Origin of the sequence: Burkholderia sp. COPS (genome assembly GCF_019425585.1) — a bacterium.
Classification (GTDB): domain Bacteria; phylum Pseudomonadota; class Gammaproteobacteria; order Burkholderiales; family Burkholderiaceae; genus Burkholderia; species Burkholderia cepacia.
Map to the genome: position 1 here is coordinate 35,378 of NZ_WIXR01000049.1, position 20,441 is coordinate 55,818.

Genomic DNA, 20,441 nt, shown 5'->3' on the forward strand with positions numbered 1-20,441 from the left:
TGGCGCCGCTCAGGTACGCCGGGTCACGCGTCGGACCAGGCGGTCGCCCGTGATTTGCACGGCCGAAACGAGTGCGATCAGGATCACGATCACGGTCGCCATGACGGTCGTGTCGAAACGCTGATAGCCGTAGCGGATCGCGAGATCGCCGAGCCCGCCCGCGCCGACGGCACCCGCCATCGCGGTCGAGCCGATCAGCGCGACGACGGTGATCGTGAAGCCGCCGAGCATGCCGGGCAGCGCCTCGGGCAGCAGCACGTGCCAGACGATGTGGCGGCGCTTCGCGCCCATCGCGAGCGCGGCCTCGATCAGCCCGCGATCGACTTCGCGCAGGCTCACCTCGGCGATCCGCGCGAAGAACGGGATCGCGGCGATCGACAGCGGCACGACGGCCGCCCATACGCCGATCGTCGTGCCGATCAGCACGCGCGTGAACGGCAGCAGCGCGACGAGCAGGATGATGAACGGCGTCGAGCGGAACACGTTGACGAGCGCGCCGAGCACCGCGTTCACGCCGCGCCGCTCGTAGATGCCGCCGGGCGCGGTCGTCACGAGGATCACCGCGAGCGGGACGCCGATCAGCGCCGCGACCGCGGCCGACGCGGCGACCATCGACAGCGTGTCGCGGATCGCGTCGAGCAGTTCGGGCCACCAGAGGTCAAACATAGCCGAGCACCTCCGCGTGATTCGCGTGGCGGCGCGCGCGTTCGAGCAGCGCCGCCACCGCACCGCCGCGGGCCGCCGGCTGGCCGGCGTCGTCCGCGCGCGGCGCCGCCGCGATCACGAGCCGCCCCTGCGCATGCCCCTGGATGCGCTCGATCCCGCCATGCAGGAAACGCACCGAGCCGCCGAGCGCCGCCGCGAGCGCGCCGACATCCGGCTCGCCGCCGCTCTCGCCCGTGTAACGGACGTCGAGCACGACGTGCGCGCCGTCGGGCAGCGCGGCCTGCTCGGGCAGCGGCTGCACGCGCGCGGCCAGCTCGGCCGGCAGGTCGTGCACGAGCGTGCTGAGCAGCGCGCGCGTCGCGCCGTGGCGTGGATCGCCGAACACGCGCCACACGGGGCCCGTTTCGACGACTTCGCCTTGTTCGATCACCGCGACCGTGTCGCACACCGCGCGGATCACTTCCATCTCGTGCGTGATCAGCACGATCGTCAGCCCGAGGCGACGGTTGATGTCGGCGAGCAGCGCGAGGATCGACTGCGTCGTCTCGGGATCGAGCGCCGAGGTCGCCTCGTCGCACAGCAGTACCTCGGGATCGTGCACGAGCGCGCGGGCAATGCCGACGCGCTGCTTCTGCCCGCCCGACAGGCTGGCCGGATACGCGTCGCGTTTCGCGGCGAGCCCCACGAGTTCGAGCAGCGCCTCGACCTTGCGCACGCGCTCGGCCTTCGGCACGCCGGCGATCTTCAGCGGCAGCGCGACGTTCTCGAACACCGTCTTCGCGGACAGCAGGTTGAAATGCTGGAACACCATGCCGGTGCGACGCCGCAGCGCCACGAGCCCGTCCTCGTCGAGCGCGCCGACGTCGACGCCCTGCACGCGCACGCGGCCCGAGCTCGGCCGCTCGAGCCCGTTCACGAGCCGCAGCAGCGTCGACTTCCCCGCGCCGCTGCGGCCGATGATGCCGAACACCTCGCCGCGCCGCACGTCGAGCGTCACGTCGCGCAACGCGGCGGCCTGGCCGCGCGGCGTCGCGAACACCTTGCCGACCTGCTCCAGCGACACGGCGACGCCACCGGCGGCGGCCGCAGCCGCCGCGTCATGCGGGCCGGCAGCGGCGCCGGCACGCGCGGCCGATGCGTCGACGAAACCCAGCGTATCGAACAATTGCGTCATCGCTTCGCTCCGTCACGTTCAGGCATGCGCGGGATGCGCGGGCTCGGTTGCCGGCACGGCAGCCGGCCGGTGCTGCGCGCCCGTGTGCCACGCGGGCAGGCGCGGGCCCGCGCCGAACAGTTTCTCGCGCAGCGTCGGCGCAGGATCGTAGTCTTCCTTGTAGACGCCGCGGTTCTGCAGCTCGGGCACAACCCAGTCGACGAAATCCTCGAACGACTCGGGCATCACGGTGCGCGTCAGGTTGAAACCGTCGATGCCCGTCTCGTCGATCCACGACTGCAGCTCGTCCGCGACCTGCGACGGCGAGCCGACGATCGGCGCATACCGGCCGCCGAGCGACATCTGTTCGAGCATCCGCCGCACGGTCCACGTGCCGGTCGTGCTCTTCTTCGAGATCGCGTCGACGGCCGACTGGATCGAGTCGGTCTTCACATACGAGATCGGTTCGTCGAGGCCGTACTTCGCGAAGTCGATGCCGGTCGAGCTCGCGAAATGCGCGAGGCCCGCTTCGGGGCTCGCATAGCGCCGGTATTCGTCGAATTTCTCGCGCGCGAGCAATTCGGTCTCGGCCGTCACGACGCTCACGCCGGCAAAGATCCTGATCGACGCCGGGTCGCGCCCCTGCCGCGCGGCAGCCGCACGGATGTCGAGCGCCGCCGCACGCGCGGCGGCCTTGCTCTGCCCGTTCACGAACACGCATTCGGCGTGGCGGCCCGCGAACTCGACGCCGCGCGCGGACGAACCGGCCTGGTACAGCACCGGCGTGCGCTGCAGCGACGGCTCGCTCAGGTGGATCGCATCGATCGAATAGAACGGCCCGTCGTGCTTCACGCGCCGCACCTTGCCCGGCTGCGCGAACACGCGCGCCTGCGCATCGCGGATCACCGCGTCGTCGTCCCAGCTCTGCTCCCACAGCTTGTAGACGACGTCCATGTAGTCGTCCGCGCGCTCGTAGCGGTCGTCGTGACCGATCTGCTGCGCGAGGCCCATCCCGCGTGCGGCGCTGTCGAGATAACCGGTGACGATGTTCCAGCCCACGCGCCCTTTCGTCAGGTGATCGAGCGTCGACATGCGGCGCGCGAACAGGTACGGCGGCTCGTAGGTCAGGTTCGCGGTCACGCCGAAGCCGAGATGCCGCGTCACCTGCGCCATCGCGGGCACCAGCAGCAGCGGATCGTTGACGGGCACCTGCACCGATTCGCGCAGCGCGGCATCGGGGCCGCCGCCGAACACGTCGTACACGCCGACGATGTCCGCGAGGAAGATCCCGTCGAACTTGCCGCGTTCGAGCGTTTTCGCGAGGTCGGCCCAGTAGTCGAGATCGGTGTAGTGCGCGGAGCGGTCGCGCGGATGCGTCCACAGCCCATGGTTGATGTGCCCGACGCAGTTCATGTTGAACGCGTTGAGCAGGATCTTCTTGCGGTTCGCCGTCGTCATGCCTGCCTCCGTCACCACGCGATCGCGTACAGCGAGCCGAACGCGTTGTCGAGCGCACGGCGCACGGCCGGCGATTGCTGGTAGATCGCGATGAACTTGCGGATGCGCGGGTCGTTCACGCTGTCCGGCCGCACGACCCACTGGATCGCGAAGATCTTGTTCTCGGTGCCGTCGAACAGCAGCGCGCTGTTCGGGTCGGTCGTGCCGGCGAGCTTGATGAAGCTCGGGTAGCCCTGCGCGAGATCGACGTCGTCGAGCGAACGCGCGAGTTGCGATGCCTCGAGCGGGATGATCTTCAGGTGCTTCGGGTTCGCCACGATGTCGTGCGTCGTCGCGCGGTAGTCGGCACCCGGCTTCAGCTTGATGAGCCCCGCGCGCTGCAGCAGCAGCAACCCGCGCCCGCCGTTCACGGGATCGTTCGCGATCGCGACCTTCGCGCCGTCCTTCAGCTCGCTGAAGCTTTTTACCTTCTTCGAATAGAGGCCGATCTTCATGATCGTGCCGGGCGCGATCGACACGAAGTTGTAGCCGCCCTGCTTGTTCGCGTTCTCGAGGAACGGGATGTGCTGGAAGTAGTTGACGTCGATGTCCTTGTTCGCGAGCGCCGCGTTCGGCGTATTCCAGTCGGTGAATTCGACGATCCTCACGTCGAGCCCCTGCGCCTTCGCCTCCTTGGCGGCCACCTTCAGCGCCTCGATCTGCGGGCTCGTCGAAATGCCGACCTTCAGCGGCGCGGTGTCGGCCCGCGCACCATTGAGCAGTGCGACGCCGAGCAGGGCGGCGGCCAGCAGGCGCGCGACGCGGCCGGCGGAAAGACGGGCGGAAAAAACGGCATGCAGCATGGGAACCACTCTCCTGTCCAAAGACGGTATCGACGGATGAGCGACGCCGCGGCGAACGCATGGGCGTTCTCCGGACAAGGGTCAAGCACGTCGGAAAAGGATCAGCCGATGATAGAGAGCGGAGCGGGGACGGTCTACGAAGCGATTGTGCGAAGAAAATCGCGCGCGGCGATATGGCCGGCGGCCACGCAGGATCGGCGGCCCGACCGGGCGCCCGGCCGAAATCTCGGCCTGGACGCCGGGCGAATTCCGAAATCTCGGCCAGCCGGCCGTGCCGCCATTTCCGCAGACGAAATAAATCCCTTATGAATCAATGCATTAAAAATATTCCGGCAGGCCGCATTGCTGGCATGGGGGTTGCGTAATAGACGGCACACGATGCCGCGAAGCGATGCAGGCATTCCAACATCAGGAGACACGTCTTGCAGACCTCTATCCATACCCCGTCCCATCCGGAGCCGGTTTCCAACGCCGTCGCCGCCCCGCGCGAGCGCTTCTGGCCGGAAGGCTGGTGGAAGTTGATGGAAATCCGCATCGGCATCATCCCGCTGCCCGTCTACTTCATCCTGCTTGCGCTGATCGTCGGCTTCTCGGTCACCGGCAAGGTGCCCGGCGAGATCTCGATGGCGATCGCGGTGCTCGCGTTCTTCGGCTTCACCTGCGCGGAACTGGGCAAGCGCCTGCCGCTCCTGCGCAACATCGGCGCGGCCGCGATCTTCGCGACCTTCGTGCCGTCGGCGCTCACGTACTACCACGTGCTGCCGAAGCCGGTGCTGAACCTGACGGTCGAGTTCACGAAGTCGACCAACTTCCTGTACCTGTTCATCGCGTCGATCATCGTCGGCAGCATCCTGAGCATGGACCGGCGCGTGCTGATCCAGGGCTTCGTGAAGATCTTCATCCCGCTCGCGGCCGGCTCGGTCGCGGCCGCGATCGTCGGCACGGCGGTGGGTACCGCGCTCGGCCTCGGCGCGCGCCACACGCTGCTGTACATCGTCGTGCCGATCATGGCGGGCGGCGTCGGCGAAGGCGCGATTCCGCTGTCGATCGGCTATTCGGAACTGATGCACCTGCCGCAAGGCGAGATGTTCGCGATGGTGCTGCCGCCGGTGATGCTCGGCAGCCTGACCGCGATCATCCTGTCGGGCGCGCTCGACATGCTCGGCAAGCGCTTCCCGCACCTGACCGGCAACGGCCGCCTGCAGGTCGGCGAATCGGGCGACATGACGCCCGAGAACGAGGAAATCCGCGGCCATGTCGACGTCTCGCACATCGCGGGCGCCGGCATCACGGCGATCACGCTGTACCTGGTCGGCCTGATGGCGCACAAGCTGTTCGGCCTGCCCGCGCCGGTCGCGATGCTGTTCCTCGCGGTGCTCGTGAAGCTCGCGCGCGCGGTGTCGCCGCCGCTGCAGGAAGGCGCGTTCGTCGTCTACAAGTTCTTCTCGACCGCCGTCACGTACCCGCTGCTGTTCGCGATCGGCGTCGCGATGACGCCGTGGGACAAGCTGACCGCCGCGTTCACGATCGTCAACGTGGTCACGATCGTGTCGACCGTCGCGACGCTGATGGGCACCGGTTTCGTGGTCGGCCGCCTGATGAAGATGTACCCTATCGACACCGCAATCGTGAACGCCTGCCACAGCGGGCAAGGCGGCACCGGCGACGTCGCGATCCTCACTGCCGCGAACCGGATGCAGCTGATGCCGTTCGCGCAGATCGCGACCCGCATCGGCGGTGCGATCGTCGTCACGGTCACGCTGATCCTGATCGCACACTTCGGATGACGCGCCGCCGCGCGCTCCGTCGCGCAGGCCGCTTCGCACGCGCCGCCGCCGGCCTTGCCGGCGCGCGGCGCGCGTCGTTCGGGGCGTCGCTCCGGGCGGCCGGTTGCGGGCTTCGATGAGGGCGAACGTGCAGAAAAGCTTCAAGGGAATCCCGTGGTGGGGCTGGGCATCGGCCGGCGTGCTATACGTGTGCGTGGCGGCCGCGGCCGTCGATTTCGCGTGGGAACGCGCGATCGACGCGCTCGAGGAAACCGGCGCGCACCGGCTCGACCTCTATGCGTCGAGCCTGAAGAGCGAACTCGGCCGCTTCGAGATCCTGCCCGGCCTGGTCGCGCGGCAGGACCGCGTGCGCGCGATGCTGAAAGCCGCGCCGCACGAAGCGCCCGAGCTCGTGCACACGGTGAACACCTACCTCGAAGCCGTGAACCGCGACGCGGGCAGCGGCGCGGTCGACGTGATCGACCTGCAGGGCGACGTGATCGCCGCCAGCAACTGGAACGAGACGCTCAGCTTCGTCGGCACCAACGTGTCGTACCGGCCGTATTTCAAGGACGCGCTCGCGCGCGGCAGCGGCCGCTTCTTCGGCATCGGCACCAACACCGGCGTGCCGGGCGTCTACTTCGCGAGCGCGGTGCGCGACGACGGCGTGCCGATCGGCGTCGCCGCCGTGAAGATCAGCGTCGATCCGCTCGAATCGGCGTGGCGCGCGCCGGGCGTCGCCGCGATGGTCGTCGACGGCAACGGCGTGGTCGTGATCTCGACCGAGCCGGCATGGAAATTCACCGCGCTGCGCCCGATCACCGCGCAGCAGCAGCGCGACATCCAGGCGTCGCGACAGTACGCGGGCCGCACCGTCGACGCGCTGCCGTACCGCCGCATCGGCGACCGCAGCGCGGCCGCATGGTTCGGCACCTTCCCCGATCCGCGCCACGCCGGCCGCACCACACGCTATCTCGTGATGTCGCGCCCCGCGCCGCAGGCCGGCGATTCGCTGATGGTGCTGCTCGACATCGCGGGCGCGCGGCGCCAGCAGCAGACGGCCTTCGTGTTCGTCACCGGCGCGTTCCTGATCGCCGCGCTGCTGGCCGGTTACGCGATCCAGCGCCGCCGCGCGATCGTCGCGCGGCTGAACGCGCAGGACGCGCTGCGGCGCGCGAACGACCGGCTCGAGCTGACCGTCGCGCAGCGCACGGCCGCGCTGACGGCCGCGAACGACCGGATGCAGCGCGAGATCGTCGAGCGCGAGCGCACCGAGCAGCGGCTGCGCGCGTCGCAGCAGGAAGTCGTGCACGCGGGCAAGCTCGCGGTGCTCGGGCAGATGGCCGCTGGCCTCACGCACGAGCTGAACCAGCCGCTCGTCGCGATCCGCACGCTGTGCGACAACGCGCGCACGTTCTTCGAGCGCGGCCAGCCGGCGCCGGCGCTCGCCAATCTCGAACGGATCGGCAAGCTCGTCGACAGCATGGCCGTGCTCACCGGCGAGCTGAAGACCTTCGCGCGCAAGCCCGACGTCGAACGCGTCGCGGTCTCGCTGAACGAGGCCGTCGCGCATGCGCGGCTCATCTACGATGCGCGGATCCGCGACGAAGGCGTGCAACTCGACGTGCGCATCGCGCCCGGCACCGCCGTATCCGCCGAATCGAGCCAGTTGCAGCAGGTGATCGTGAACCTGCTCGGCAACGCGCTCGACGCGGTGCGCGACGCGCCCGTGCGCCGCATCGTCATCGAGGCCACCGGGCCGGATGAAGCGGGCCGCGTGCGCTTCACGGTCGCCGACAGCGGCGCGGGCATCGCGCCCGAGGTGCTGCCGCACCTGTTCGAGCCGTTCGTCACGACCAAGCCGCGCGGCCAGGGCCTCGGGCTCGGCCTCGCGATCACGTCGCGCATCGTCGAGGCGTTCGGCGCGAGAATCGCCGCGACGAACCGCGACGAAGGCGGCGCGCAGTTCAGTATCGAATTCGCGGCGGCAACGCTGCAAAGGACAGAGCATGGAAGATGAGATTCGGGTGCTGGTCGTCGAGGACGATGAAAACGTCCGGATCGGCGTCGAGCAGGCGGTGGCGCTTGCGGGCTTCGCGGTCGAGGCCTTCGCGTCGGCCGCCGACGCGCTTCATCACGTCGCGCCCGGCGCGCCGGTCGTGATCGTGTCGGACGTGCGGATGCCGGGCATCGACGGGCTGCAGCTGCTCGATCGCGTGATGGCCATCGACGCGCAGATCCCGGTCGTGCTGATCAGCGGCCACGCCGATATCTCGACGGCCGTCGGCGCGATGCAGGTCGGCGCGTACGACTTCATCGAGAAACCGTTCTCGTCGGACGTGATCGCGGGGCGCGTCGCGCGCGCGGTCGAGAAGCGCCGCCTGACGCTCGAGGTGCAGGGCCTGCGCGCGGCGCTGAACAACTGGCAGGGCATCGAGGCGTTCGTGCTCGGCAAGTCGCCCGCGATGGCCGACGTGCGCAAGAAGATCCTGCGTCTCGCCGATACGTCGGTGTCGGTGCTGATCACCGGCGAAACGGGCACCGGCAAGGAACTGATCGCGCGCAGCCTGCACGACTTCGGCGGCCGGCGCGACGCGCATTTCGTCGCGCTGAACTGCGGCGGCCTGCCCGAGCAGGTGTTCGAAAGCGAGCTGTTCGGCCACGAGGCCGGCGCGTTCACGGGTGCGATCAAGAAGCGCATCGGCAAGATCGAATGGGCGGACGGCGGCACGCTGTTCCTCGACGAGATCGAGACGATGCCGGTTCCGCTGCAGGTCAAGATGCTGCGCGTGCTGCAGGAGCGTGTGGTCGAGCGGCTCGGCGCGAACGAGCTGATTCCGGTGGACTGCCGCGTGGTCGCCGCGTCGAAGGCGGATCTTGCCGAACTGGCGGCCGACGGCCGCTTCCGCGCCGACCTTTTGTATCGCCTCAACGTCGCGCAGATCGAACTGCCGCCGCTGCGCGAGCGGCGCGAAGACGTGCCGCTGCTGTTCGAGCATTTCGTGCTCGCGGCCGCACGGCGCTTCGGGCAGCCGGCACCGGTCGTCACGGCTGCGCAGGTGTCCGAACTGATGACGCACGCGTGGCCCGGCAACGTGCGCGAACTGCAGAACGTGGCCGACCGCTTCGTGCTCGGGCTGACCGGCGACAGCCTGCTGTCGTCCGGCGGCACGCCGACCGCGGGCGGCACGCTCGCGGAGCAGCTCGCGTATTTCGAGCGGATGCTGATCGAGGACATGCTGCAGCGTCACAACGGCAACGTCGCAGAGGCCAGCGAAGCGCTCGGCATGCCGAAGAAGACGCTTTATCACAAGCTGCGCAACCTGCGGATTCCCGCGCGCGGCGACGCGGCGGCCGATGGCGGCGAATGACGCGAACGAGGACACGCAGAGCATGGATCGCATCGAAGTCACCGAACAGGGCCGCGTCGCCGGCCACCTGATCCGCGGCGTCACGCGCGCGCAGAAAACCTTCCGCCCGAGCGACTGGCCCGAGCGCCTCGCGGGCGTCATCACGCTGTTCGTCGGCGAGCGGCGGCCCGGCTATCCGTGCGCGCTGTCGCGGCTCGCGATGCCGGTGGTCGACGGCGGCGTCAAATGCCTGTTCGTGTCGGACGAATTGCGCACCGTCTGCGCGGACGCTTTCGACTTCGCGATGCAGTTCGCGACCGACAACGACCTCCCCGTCGAGCTTCAGACGGCGCCCGCGCTGGCGGTGCGCTGAAACGCGGGCCGCGTTCACGGCGCGCGTCCTTCCCTTTTCCCCGTTTCCCCGGTTGCGATGCACAGGTGCGCAGGCCGTCGCACACGCCTTTCCGGGCCTGTCCGGCTTCACGGTCAATCGTTAGACGATTGAAAGCATCGACACCCATCCCCTTCCGACAAGGGTTTCCAGCCGAGCCATCAAAAAAATTGATCGCGACGATGAAAATTATGCGTTTTCCTTGCAAGTCGCCGTGATGCATAGTTGCGTCGTGTTGACGCACCTTTGAGTCTTTCAGTCATGAACATGCGAATCGAGCCGTCCGTGCTCGCGAACCCCGACCTGCAATTTGCGACGCTTTCGTCAGGCATCAGCCTGCCGTATGTCGAGCGGGGCAGCGGCGCGCCGATGGTGTTCGTGCACGGCTCGCTGTGCGACTACCGCTACTGGGATCCACAACTCGCTGCGCTGTCGGCCCACTACCGCTGCATCGCGCCGAGCCTCAGCCATTACTGGCCGGCCGTCGAAGCGGGCATCCAGGACGAGTTCAGCTGGCAGAACCACGTCGACGAGCTCGCCGAGTTCATCGACGCGCTCGATCTCGGCCCCGTGCATCTGGTCGGCCACTCGCGCGGCGGCAGCGTCGCGTTCAACGTCGCGCGCCGGCATCCGCACCTCGTCGAATCGCTGACGCTCGCCGATCCGGGCGGCCCGCTGCAACAGCCGGGCGTGCGCGAAGCCGCGCTGCCGGCCGCCGCGATCGCACTGCGCACGAAGGCCGTGAGCCTGATCGGGCAAGGCGACGTCGAAGCGGGCCTCGAGATGTTCGTCGATTCCGTGAGCCTGCCCGGCGCGTGGAAGAAAAGCACGTCGCGTTTCCGCACGATGGCGATCGACAACGCAAGCACGCTGCCGAAGCAGTTGCGCGACCCGCTGCCGGCGTACTCGCAGCACACGGCTGGCGACATTGCGTGCCGCACGCTGCTGATCGACGGCCAGCGCAGCCCGAAGATGTTCCGCCACAACGTCGATACGCTGACGCAGTGGATCGGCAATGCGCAACGGCAGACCGTCGCCGGCGCATCGCACGGGATGAACGCCGCGAGCCCCGCCGTGTTCAATCGTTACGTGCACGAGTTCGTCGCCGCGTAAGTTCTGTCGGGCGGCTAGCGGCAGGTCACCCCGACCGACGTCCCGCCCTGTGCGATAGCCGGGCCGTTGCCGTCGGCATTGCTGCCGGCGCCCGTTTCAATCCACGAGTCGCCCGGCTGATACGTACGGCCATCGAAGCGCCAGTACGTCACCCGATGCTCGCCCATGCCGATCGCGGCTGCATGCACACGCGCCGCCGCGCCATCTATCACCAGACAACCGGCTCGGCTTTGCGCGTCACGGCATCCGGCAGCCCGAACACGCTGTCGAACGCCCAGTTGTACGCGAACGTGAAGATCGGGAAGAACACGATCAGCACCGCGTCGTACAGGAACGCCTGCAGCAGCGACACGTCGAGCCACCACGCGATCAGCGGAATCAGGAACGTCACGAGCGCGACCTGGAAGCCGATCGCATGCAGCACGCGGCGGCCGACCGTGCGCGTCGTCGCCGCGCTGCGGCGCTCCCACGCCTCGAACGCGAGGTTGTACAGGAAATTGACGGTGACGCCCGTCGTCGAGATCATCACCCCCAGCAGCCCGCTCGCCGCCACGCTCGCGCCGCTCAGCATGCCGAGCACCGACGATGCGACCAGGATGCCGAGCACCTCGAACATCACGACGTAGACTATGCGTCTTTTCCACCCTTGCATGACCATCCACCTTCATCTCGAACAAGGTGGCGAGACTATCAGCGGGCCCCCGCTCGCCAAAGTCAGGTCCTTTCAATTTTTCTGACAGGAGGCGGTGCATGCTGACCAGCGACCACATCGACATGCTGCTGACCGTCGTCGACCAGGGCTCGTTCTCGGCGGCCGCGCGCGCGCTCGGCCGCACGCCGTCGGCGATCAGCATGGCGATCGCGAACCTCGAGGCCGAACTCGACCTCGTGCTGTTCAACCGCGGCACGCGCGAACCGACGCCGACCGCCGCGATGGCCGCGCTGCTGCCCGATGCGCGCTCGATCGCCGAGCGGCTGCACGCGCTGCGCGCGCATGCGCAGCATTTGTCGGAAGGCGTCGAAGATACGTTGCGGCTCGGGCTCGCGGCCGAAATCGACGGCGCGCCGGTTGCCCGTGCACTGACGGCCGTGGCCGCGAAATATCCGGCGCTCGCGATCAGCATCGTCACGGCGCCGCAGGACGTGACCGTCGACGCGCTGCATCGCGGCGCCATCGATCTCTGTGTCGCGTACGGCGGGCTCGATCTTCATCCGCAGGAACAGATCCACGCGCTGTGGACCGAGACGCTCGTCGCGGTCGCCGCGCCGAGCCATCCGGCGATCGCCGAATGCGCGCAACCCGGGGCGATCGAGCGGCTGTCGGGCTTCCGCCAGATCGTGATCGCCGATCCCGAACGGCCGCTCACCGACGTGCGGCCGCTGATCGGCAACCGCACGTGGAAGGTGACCGACACGGCCACCGCGATCGCGCTGGTGAAGGCCGGGCATGGCTGGGCGAACCTGCCGGAATCGATCATCGACCGGTATGTGGCCGACGGCGAACTCGCGCCGCTCGTGTTCGCGAACATCCGCAACGGGCTGCCGCTGCCCGTGTACCTGCGCCGGCCGAAACACACGGGGCTCGGCAAGGCGGCGAGCGAGCTGGTGCGGGCACTGCGGGTGACAGCGGACGAATGTTAAGGAGTTTCGTACGTGACGGCGGTGGCCGGACGCAACTGCACCGTCGGCAGGTGCCGGGTGTGCATCGAACGATGCGCTTGTGCGCGCCGGCGACGACCCACGACAGTCCGTCGACATTCTTCGAAGCGGACATTCGTAGTGCGGTCCAGCCGGGACGTCTCAGTCCGGCGGAAGCACCAATGCCCCACAACCGGTATCTGCAACGAATGTCGCAAGCAATCTTGCCGGGCGCGTCGGATCGGGATTCTCGGCGAACAGGTGAAGCGCGCGCGGCGGCTCGAACCACGTTTGTCCACTCGCATAGTCGACAGGCGCGCCACCCTCCAGCTGAGAGCGGATGGTCCCCTCCAGCACGACCGCCACGACCGAACCCGGATGACGATGTGCGGGCGTAAATCCGAGTGGCGGAAAGTCGACGATGGCGGTCGTCACCGACTTGCCCGGGACGTTAGGCAGCGGTTCGCACGACAGAACCTTGACGGTGGAAGGAGGCCGGTTCATGGCGTTGGCATTCGGCGATGCAGCAGATAGCAGCCGATCGCCGCCGCTGCCGCAGATGTCCGTCAGCCAGTCGACGGCAGAACGCGGCGCTGCGGGGCCGAGCGTCAGCACGGCCGCCGCCAGCGCGGCAAGCATCGCGGGCCTGCCGGCCACGCGAGGCGGGTGCGCGACAAGCAACCATGCACGGGCGTTCATGCGCGCGTTGCCGATCGCAAGTCCGGCGACCAACCCAGCTCACGCTTCGCCTTGGCGCTGCTGACCTCAGCGTCGTCCTGCGCGATGTTGAATACGCCTGCCGTGCCTCGTTGAAGCGCAAGCAACGCTCCATACGCGGCGGCATCGACATGCAGCGGGCTCGAACCCGTCGGCGAATCGGCACCTGTGCCTGGCCCGTAAATCTGTCCGTACCTGAGTACCGTGCCAACCAGCGGCGCCGTTGTCAGCACGTGCCGCTCCAGCGCTGCAACGCCACGTACGCTTGTCCTGCGCATGCCTTGCGCATCGAGGTCGAGCGGGCAGTTTTCGTCATAGGGCGTCACGCCTGGCCGATACGCCCACGCAATGCTCTGCGCAATCATCCGCTTGCAGCCGGCAGAAATGGCTGCAGCAACCAGGTTCCGCGTTCCCTCGTCACGAATGCGGGCGTTCGCCGCCACCGCCTGCGCCATGAGGGCGGGGTCAAGTGCAGCGGGCAGGTCGGTCAATTGATGAATCACGCTGTCCGGCGCGATACGAGCCAGCGCGTCGCGGAGCGCGGCCGCATCGAATACATCGACGACAACCGGTGCGACCCCGGCGTCTTCGAGCTTTTTCACCCGGTCGGCGCGCCGGGTGCTACCGAACACCGTATAGCCTGCGGCGACCAGCAACGGTACGAGCGCGGTGCCAATGGCGCCGCTCGCTCCGGCCACAAAAACCCTGTGTGTCATTTCTTTCTCCTCTCTGCGATGGCGAGCGCTTGCAACGGTATGGCGCTCTTGCGACGAGGAACAGGGTAAGGCTGTTAATGGTCGTGAAAAAGGTCCATTATTGCGATATTGATTGAGCCAATTCGGGAAGGGTTGACGATGCGCCGAGCCGAGCAGATCGAACTTGCACTGGCGCCGCGACCGCCCGGTACGTCGCTGCAACGCTGGCTGTATGACGAACTGCGCTCGGCGATCCTGGCGGGCCGATTACCGCCCGGCGCACGCCTGCCTTCGTCACGCGATCTCGCGGCACGATTTGCGTTGTCACGCGGCACGGTACTGAGCGTGTTCTCGCAGCTCGATGCCGAAGGATATTTGACGGCAGCCACAGGGCGAGGCAGTTTCGTCGCGCCCGAACTGCCGGACCGACGTATCGACAGCAACGATCGAGTATCGGTCAAAAAGCAGGACGGGCGATCGAGCGCACAAGAGCGGGATGGTGCCGCGCTCGCGCATCGCATCGCACTGTCGAGCCGGGGCAGGCTGCTCGCGCAAACCCCGTTCCAGGTGACCGGCCGTGGAAGTCCGGCTCGGGCCTTTCGTGCCAGTCAACCCGATCTCGATGCGTTTCCGTTTGAACTGTGGGCGCGACTGGCGGCAAAGCGCGTGCGCCGCACGCGCCGCGACCTGCTCGGCGACGGTGACGCGCAAGGTTATCGGCCGCTGCGCGACGCGATCGCCGCGTATGTGGGAATGTCGCGCGGTATTACGTGCACGGCGGATCACGTCGTGGTTCTCGGCAGCGTCCAGCAGGCGATCGACCTGGGCGCGCGTCTGCTCCTCGATCCGGGCGACACCGCATGGATCGAAGATCCGGGCTACCCCGGCGCGCGCATCGTGCTCGAAGCCGCGGGCGCCCGGGTTGTCGGCGTGCCTGTCGATGCAGGCGGCGTCGACGTGGACTGGGCGCGGCGGCACGTCCCTGACGCTCGCCTCGCCTATGTCACGGCCGGGCGGCAAGCGCCGCTGGGGCCGCCGCTCGCGCTGGAGAGGCGGTTATCGCTGCTCGAATGGGCACGGGATCGCGGCGCCGTCATCATCGAAGACGACTACGACAGCGAATTTCGCTTCGAGGGCCATCCGCTGGCCGCGATGAAGAGTCTCGACCACGATGGACATGTGATCTACTGCGGCACGTTCAGCAAATTGATGTTTCCGGCGCTGCGTATCGCGTATGCGATCTTGCCGGACCGGTTGGTCGATCCGTTCGTGGCCGCGTTTTCGTTGACGGCTCGGCATGTGCCGCTCGACCAGCAGTCGGTGCTGCATGAATTCATCGCGGACGGTCATTTTGGCCGGCACATCCGGCGCATGCGCATGATCTACGGCGAGCGTGCCGAAGCACTGAAGATGGCTGCCGCCCGGCATCTGTCCGGACTGCTGGAGGTGCCGCAACTCGTCGCGGGACTCGATGCGGCGGCTTTCTTGCCGGCCGGCGTCGACGACGCCGACGTAGCACGCCGTCTGGCGCGCGAGGGCATCGAGACACGGCCGCTCTCGCTCTACGCGATCGACCGTCCGGCGCCGGCAGGGTTGGTATTGGGTTTTGCATCTGTCGGCAGCGACACCATCCAGTCGGGGGTGATCGCTGTTGCGCGTGTGCTGACGCATTGACTGTTCGGAACCCTCATCATCTCCAGGATCGGCATGCGCGTACCTGGTTGACGAAATGGCCGGTCGCCGACGTTCCTCTACGACCATTGACGATGAACCATGGAACAACCCCGGCATGCGGGCCTGAGCCTGCGTGCCGGGGTTGTTCGCTTCACGGCCGGCGAGCGACGAACCACTCGCCGTTCGCGCTCATCGCGCAGCGACTTCCGCCTTGACGGACGCCGCATCGCCGACCGCCGTCGGCGCCGCACCCCATCCGCCGCCGAGCGCGCGGATCAGGTTGACGGTCGACACGGCCTGCGCACCGGTGAGCTGGTTCGCCTGCAGTTGCGACTGCAGCACCGAGCGCTCGCTGTCGATGACGTCGAGATAGGCGACTTCACCTTCCTGGTACTGCGTGCGCGACAACGTCGCCGCGCGCCGCGACGCATTGACGGCCGCATCCTGCGCGCGGATCTGGTCGTCGAGCAGGCGCAGGTCGGCGAGATTGTCCTCGACCTCGCGGAACGCGACGAGCACCTGCTGCCGGTAGTTCGCGACCTGCTCGTCGTACTGCGCGCGCGCCTGCTGCACGCCGGCCGCACGGCGTCCGCCGTCGAACAGCGGCAGCGTCAGCGCGGTGCCCGCGAACGGCCCGAGCAGGAACGTGCGGCTCGACCACAGGAACAGGTTGCCGAGCGTCGACGCCTCATAGCCGAACGCCCCCGTGATGTCGAGCTTCGGGAAATACGCCGACTTCGCGAGGCCGATCCGCGCGTTCGCCGCCGCCATCGCGCGCTCGGCCGCCGACACGTCCGGACGGCGTTCGAGCAGCGCGGACGGCAGGCCCGGCGGCACCTTCACCGCGACCGGCACGATCGGCGTTTCCTTGAACGCGAAGTCCGCGGGCGCCTTGCCGAGCAGGATCGCGAGCGCATGCTCGGATGCCGCGCGCCGGCGCGCGACGCCGACCGCATCGGCCTGCGCGCTGGCCAGCTCGTTCTTCGCGCGCGACACGTCGAGCTCGCTGATGTCGCCTTCGTTGAAGCGGCGCTGCACGAGCTTCAGTGCCTGCTCGCGCAACTCCACCGTGCGACGGTACAGGTCCTGGTCGGAGTCGAGCTGGCGCAGTTCGAAATAGTTCTGCGCGACGTCCGCCTGCAGCGCGAGCTGCACCGAACGGAACAGCGCTTCGCTCTGCGCCTGGTCGGCACGCGACGCCTCGACGTTGCGGCCGACACGGCCGAACAGGTCGGCTTCGTAGGACACCGTACCCTGCGCGCGCCACAGCGTCGCGTTGGTCGGGCCCGTGCCCTGCGGCTGGAACTGCGACGCCGACGACAGCCCTTCGCGCGTCGGCCCGAACCCGGCGCCGACCTGCGGGAACCATTGCGAGCGCGCGGAACGCGTCGCCGCACGTGCTTCCTCGACCCGCGCCGCCGCGGCCTTCAGGTTCTGGTTCGCGGCGAGCGCCTGGGTCTCGAGCGAGTCGAGCACCGGGTCGCCGAACACCTTCCACCATTCGCCGCGATGTTCGCCGTCCGCCGGCTCGGCCGTCTTCCATGTGCCGGCCTGCTCGCCGGCGGCGAGCGTCGGCGCTTCCTTGAACGCGGCGGGCACCGCCGCGTCCGGGCGCTTGTAGTCGGGGCCCACCGCGCACGCGGCGAGCAGCGTCGCGAGCAGGGTGCTCGCGGCCGCCACCTTCGCGAAGCGCATCAGGCCGTTCGTGTTGTGCATGTTGTCCATCTTTTTATCCTCAAGCATCCGAAGCCGGTACGCCCTGGGCCGGCACGCCGTAGCCGGCCGAGTCCTTGCCGGCGACGTGGATCTTGCCGCCTGCCAGCGTACGCAACACGACGTAGAACACCGGCGTCAGCATCAGCCCGAACAGCGTCACGCCGAGCATCCCGAAGAACACCGCGACACCCATCGCATGGCGCATTTCCGAACCGGCCCCCGTCGACGTGACGAGCGGCACGACGCCCATGATGAACGCGATCGACGTCATCAGAATCGGGCGCAGCCGCAGCCGGCTCGCCTCGATCGCGGCCTCGAGCGGTGTCCTGCCGTCGTGTTCGAGCTCGCGTGCGAATTCGACGATCAGGATCGCGTTCTTCGCCGACAGCCCCACCAGCACCATCAAGCCGATCTGCGTGAAGATGTTGTTGTCGCCCTGCGTGAGCCACACGCCCGTCAGCGCCGACAGAATGCTCATCGGCACGATCAGGATCACCGCGAGCGGCAGCGTCAGGCTTTCATACAGCGCGGCGAGCACGAGGAACACGAGCAGCACGCTGATCGGGAACACGTACATCGCCGAATCGCCGGCAAGGATCTGCTGGTACGTGAGGTCGGTCCACTCGAACCGCACGCCGCGCGGCAGCGTTTCATGCGCGATGCGCTCGATCGCCGCCTGCGCCTGACCCGACGAGAAGCCCGGTGCCGGGCCGCCGTTGATGTCGGCCGCCGTGTAGCCGTTGTAGCGCACGACCATTTCGGGGCCGAACGTCGGCGTCACCGTGACGAGCGACGACAGCGGCACCATCTCGCCCTTGTCGTTGCGCGTCTTCAACTGCAGGATGTCGTCCGCACGCTGGCGGAACGGCGCATCGGCCTGCACGCGCACCTGGTACACGCGCCCGAAGCGGTTGAAGTCGTTCACGTACAGCGAGCCGAGATACACCTGCATCGTGTTGAACACGTCGGTCACCGGCACGCCGAGCTGCTTCGCCTTCACGCGGTCGAGATCGACGTTGAGCTGCGGCACGTTGATCTGGTAGCTCGTGAACAACGGGCCGAGTTCCGGCGCCTGCTGCGCGCGCTTGATGAAGTCGTTGGTCGCATCCGCAAGCCGCGCATAGCCGACCGCGCCGCGATCCTCGATCTGCATCTTGAACCCGCCGAGCGTGCCGAGGCCGAGCACCGGCGGCGGCGGGAACACCGCGACGAACGAGTCCTTCATCGCGCTGTACTGCTGGTTCAGCGCACCCGCGATCGCGCCCGCCGACAGCGCCTTGCCATGCCGCTCCGAGAACGGCTTCAGCGTGACGAACACGATGCCCGCGCTCGAGCTGTTCGTGAAGCCGTTCACCGACAGCCCCGGGAACGCGACCGCGCTCTCGACGCCCGGCTGCTTCAGCGCGATCGAGCCCATGTCGCGGATCACCTTCTCGGTGCGGTCGAGCGACGCACCGTTCGGCAGCTGCGCGAACGCGATCAGGTATTCCTTGTCCTGCGCGGGCACGAAGCCGCCCGGCACGACCTTCGACACCAGCACGGTCGCACCCACCAGCACGAGATACACGCCGAGCATCAGCGTCTTGCGCGACAGCACGCCGCGCACGCCGCGGCCGTAGTTCTCCGCGCCGCGATGGAACACCTTGTTGAAGCCGCGGAAGAAGCCGCCGAGCACGCGGTTCATCACGCGCGTAAGCCAGTCCTCCTTGTCGCCATGCCCCTTCAGCAGGATCGCGGACAGCGCCGGCGACAGCGTCAGCGAGTTGAACGCCGAGATCACCGTCGAGATCGCGATGGTCATCGCGAACTGCTTGTAGAACTGGCCGGTCAGGCCCGACATGAACGCGAGCGGCACGAACACGGCGACGAGCGTCAGCGCGATCGCGATGATCGGCCCGCTCACTTCCTGCATCGCCTTGTAGGTCGCCTGCCGCGCGTTCATCCCGCTTTCGATGTTGCGCTCGACGTTCTCGACCACCACGATCGCATCGTCGACCACGATCCCGATCGCGAGCACCATCCCGAACAATGACAGCGCATTGATCGAATACCCGAATGCGAGCAGCAGCGAGAACGTGCCGATGATCGACACCGGCACCGCGATCAGCGGAATCAGCGACGCGCGCCAGGTCTGCAGGAACACGATCACGACGATCACGACCAGCGCGATTGCTTCGAGCAGCGTGTGCACGACGGCCTTGATCGACGAACGCACGAACTGCGTCGGGTCATAGACGATCTTGTAGTCGACGCCCGCCGGCATGTCCTGCTTCAGCTCGGCCATCGTCTTGCGCACTTCGTCCGAGATCTGCAGCGAGTTCGCGCCCGGCGACTGGTTGATCGCCATCGCGACGGCAGGCTTGTTGTCGAGCAGCGAACGCAGCCCGTATTCGGATGCGTCGAGCTCGATCCGCGCGATGTCGCGCAGGTGCGTGACGCCACCGTCCGGCGTAGTCTTCACGACGATGTCGCCGAACTCGTCTTCCGTCTGCAGACGGCCGCGCGCGTTCACCGACAGCTGCAGCGGCGTGCCGGGCAGCGACGGCGACGCGCCGATCACGCCGGCCGCGACCTGAACGTTCTGCTCGCGGATCGCCTGCACGACGTCCTCGGCCGACAGCCCGCGCTGCGCGACCTTCTGCGGATCGAGCCATACGCGCATCGCGTAGTCGCCCGAACCCCACAGCTGCACCTGGCCGACGCCCTGGATCCGCGACAGGCGATCCTTCACGTTGATCAGCGCGTAGTTGCGCAGGTAGGTCATGTCGTAGCGGTTGTCCGGCGAGATCAGGTGGACCACCATCGTCAGCGTCGGCGAGCTCTTCACCGTCGTGATGCCGAGCCGCTGCACGTCTTCCGGCAGGCGCGGCAGCGCCTGGTTCACGCGGTTCTGCACGAGCTGCGTGGCCTTGTCCGGATCGGTGCCCAGCTTGAATGTGACGGTGATCGTCATGTTGCCGTCGCTGTTCGCCTGCGACTGCATGTAGAGCATGTCCTCGACGCCGTTGATCTGTTCTTCAAGCGGCGACGCGACCGTCTCGGCGATCACTTTCGGGTTCGCGCCCGGATACTGCGCCTTCACGATCACGGAAGGCGGCACGACTTCCGGATATTCCGAGATCGGCAGCAGGAACATCGCGATCACCCCGCCGAGCAGGATGATCACCGATAGGACTCCTGCGAAGATCGGCCGGTCGATAAAGAATTTTGAAATGTTCATGTGTGGCTCTGTCTGGTTGAACGCGGATGCGAAGCGGCGGAC

16 protein-coding genes are annotated in these 20,441 nt (G+C 67.7%); 7 read left to right on the plus strand and 9 right to left on the minus strand.

Annotated features, from left to right (window positions below):
• Positions 1-9: 9 nt before the first annotated feature.
• The 4 genes from FOZ70_RS31620 to FOZ70_RS31635 are packed head-to-tail and all read right to left on the minus strand — an operon-like array spanning position 10 to position 4,119.
• The gene (locus tag FOZ70_RS31620; protein WP_027790485.1) at positions 10-666 is read right to left on the minus strand and encodes a methionine ABC transporter permease; all 657 of its coding nucleotides are present in this window, start codon (positions 664-666) and stop codon (positions 10-12) included.
• The gene (locus tag FOZ70_RS31625; RefSeq protein ID WP_219707519.1) at positions 659-1,840 is read right to left on the minus strand and encodes an ATP-binding cassette domain-containing protein; all 1,182 of its coding nucleotides are present in this window, start codon (positions 1,838-1,840) and stop codon (positions 659-661) included. Before FOZ70_RS31625 ends, FOZ70_RS31620 begins: the two co-directional genes overlap by 8 nt.
• Before the next feature lie 18 nt (positions 1,841-1,858).
• Positions 1,859-3,277, minus strand: coding sequence for an LLM class flavin-dependent oxidoreductase (locus FOZ70_RS31630; RefSeq protein ID WP_059863767.1), 1,419 nt, complete (start codon positions 3,275-3,277; stop codon positions 1,859-1,861).
• Positions 3,278-3,288: 11 nt separating this feature from the next.
• Positions 3,289-4,119, minus strand: coding sequence for a MetQ/NlpA family ABC transporter substrate-binding protein (locus FOZ70_RS31635; protein ID WP_060050939.1), 831 nt, complete (start codon positions 4,117-4,119; stop codon positions 3,289-3,291).
• A 422-nt stretch (positions 4,120-4,541) separates the two neighbouring features.
• Here FOZ70_RS31635 and FOZ70_RS31640 point away from each other — a divergent pair, with 422 nt between their 5' ends.
• The 5 genes from FOZ70_RS31640 to FOZ70_RS31660 all read left to right on the plus strand — a co-directional run bounded on the left by FOZ70_RS31640 (position 4,542) and on the right by FOZ70_RS31660 (position 10,739).
• Complete coding sequence (locus FOZ70_RS31640; protein WP_021156390.1) at positions 4,542-5,906, plus strand: 2-hydroxycarboxylate transporter family protein; 1,365 nt, start codon at positions 4,542-4,544, stop codon at positions 5,904-5,906.
• Positions 5,907-6,021: 115 nt separating this feature from the next.
• A complete protein-coding gene (locus FOZ70_RS31645; protein ID WP_219707520.1) occupies positions 6,022-7,905 on the plus strand; it encodes an ATP-binding protein in 1,884 nt (627 codons plus the stop codon).
• Complete coding sequence (locus FOZ70_RS31650; protein WP_021156393.1) at positions 7,895-9,256, plus strand: sigma-54 dependent transcriptional regulator; 1,362 nt, start codon at positions 7,895-7,897, stop codon at positions 9,254-9,256. Before FOZ70_RS31645 ends, FOZ70_RS31650 begins: the two co-directional genes overlap by 11 nt.
• A 22-nt stretch (positions 9,257-9,278) precedes the next feature.
• Complete coding sequence (locus FOZ70_RS31655; RefSeq protein ID WP_060224897.1) at positions 9,279-9,608, plus strand: DUF3579 domain-containing protein; 330 nt, start codon at positions 9,279-9,281, stop codon at positions 9,606-9,608.
• Between the two features lie 279 nt (positions 9,609-9,887).
• Positions 9,888-10,739, plus strand: a complete 852-nt coding sequence (locus FOZ70_RS31660) for an alpha/beta hydrolase (protein WP_219707521.1) — start codon at positions 9,888-9,890, stop codon at positions 10,737-10,739.
• 208 nt (positions 10,740-10,947) lie between these two features.
• On the opposite strand, the gene FOZ70_RS31665 is transcribed toward FOZ70_RS31660, so the two are convergent.
• A complete protein-coding gene (locus tag FOZ70_RS31665; protein WP_059621457.1) occupies positions 10,948-11,391 on the minus strand; it encodes a PACE efflux transporter in 444 nt (147 codons plus the stop codon).
• A 98-nt stretch (positions 11,392-11,489) separates the two neighbouring features.
• Here FOZ70_RS31665 and FOZ70_RS31670 point away from each other — a divergent pair, with 98 nt between their 5' ends.
• Complete coding sequence (locus FOZ70_RS31670) at positions 11,490-12,380, plus strand: LysR family transcriptional regulator (RefSeq protein ID WP_219707522.1); 891 nt, start codon at positions 11,490-11,492, stop codon at positions 12,378-12,380.
• 159 nt (positions 12,381-12,539) lie between these two features.
• Here the strand turns inward: FOZ70_RS31670 and FOZ70_RS31675 are convergent, their stop codons facing one another.
• A complete protein-coding gene (locus FOZ70_RS31675) occupies positions 12,540-13,076 on the minus strand; it encodes a cupin domain-containing protein (RefSeq protein ID WP_081070371.1) in 537 nt (178 codons plus the stop codon).
• A complete protein-coding gene (locus tag FOZ70_RS31680; protein WP_219707523.1) occupies positions 13,073-13,810 on the minus strand; it encodes an NAD(P)-dependent oxidoreductase in 738 nt (245 codons plus the stop codon). The genes FOZ70_RS31675 and FOZ70_RS31680 overlap by 4 nt, the downstream gene beginning before the upstream one ends.
• Before the next feature lie 138 nt (positions 13,811-13,948).
• Between FOZ70_RS31680 and FOZ70_RS31685 the strand changes: the two genes are divergently transcribed.
• Complete coding sequence (locus tag FOZ70_RS31685) at positions 13,949-15,463, plus strand: PLP-dependent aminotransferase family protein (protein ID WP_059857198.1); 1,515 nt, start codon at positions 13,949-13,951, stop codon at positions 15,461-15,463.
• Positions 15,464-15,652: 189 nt separating this feature from the next.
• Here FOZ70_RS31685 and opcM read toward each other — a convergent pair whose 3' ends face one another.
• Together opcM and ceoB are read right to left on the minus strand one after the other, a co-directional pair.
• Positions 15,653-17,188 (minus strand): multidrug efflux transporter outer membrane subunit OpcM, encoded by a 1,536-nt coding sequence (gene opcM, locus FOZ70_RS31690; RefSeq protein WP_021156402.1) that lies wholly within the window; start codon positions 17,186-17,188, stop codon positions 15,653-15,655.
• A gap of 10 nt (positions 17,189-17,198) precedes the next feature.
• A complete protein-coding gene (gene ceoB / locus FOZ70_RS31695; protein WP_021156403.1) occupies positions 17,199-20,399 on the minus strand; it encodes a multidrug efflux RND transporter permease subunit CeoB in 3,201 nt (1,066 codons plus the stop codon).
• Between the last annotated feature and the right edge of the window lie 42 nt (positions 20,400-20,441).